This is a genomic window from Pedococcus sp. P1_H8, assembly GCF_056405175.1.
Map to the genome: position 1 here is coordinate 1 of NZ_JBFUCP010000102.1, position 554 is coordinate 554.

The 554-nt window shown below is 66.7% G+C and carries 1 protein-coding gene; it reads left to right on the forward strand.

The genetic code is table 11. The features are described 5' to 3' along the window. The coding region (locus AC1DYG_RS19055) for an integrase core domain-containing protein (protein ID WP_477641433.1) at window positions 1-438 on the forward strand (438 nt) is incomplete at its 5' end. Between the last annotated feature and the right edge of the window lie 116 nt (window positions 439-554).

Below are 554 nucleotides of genomic sequence, written 5' to 3' on the forward strand. Positions count from 1 at the left end.
TTCGTACACACCGTCATCGACGACCACTCCCGCGTCGCCTACGCCGAGATCCACGACGACGAAACCGCACAGACCGCGGTCGGGGTGCTGCGCCGAGCCGTCAGCTGGTTCGCCGCCCGCCGCGTCACCGTCGAACGCGTCCTCTCCGACAACGGAGGCTGCTACCGCTCGGCCCTGTGGAAGCAGGTCTGCACCGAGCTGGCGGTCACGCACAAACGCACCCGCCCGTACCGGCCGCAGACCAACGGGAAGATCGAACGTTTCCACCGCACCATGGCRCAGGAGTGGGCGTTCGCCCGGCACTACAAGTCAGAACAGGCCCGACGGACAGCGTTGCCGGCGTGGTTGCACACCTACAATCACCACCGGCAACACTCCGCCATCGGCAGGAACGTTCCCTTCAGTCGTTTGACCAACGTCCCTGGGCAGTACATCTAGTCGGCGAACGCCTCGATCGGCGGGCACGAGCACACCAGGTTCCGGTCACCGTGGGCGCCGTCGATACGACGGACCGGCGGCCAGATCTTCGGGGCGTCCTTGCCCGCGGGGAACAC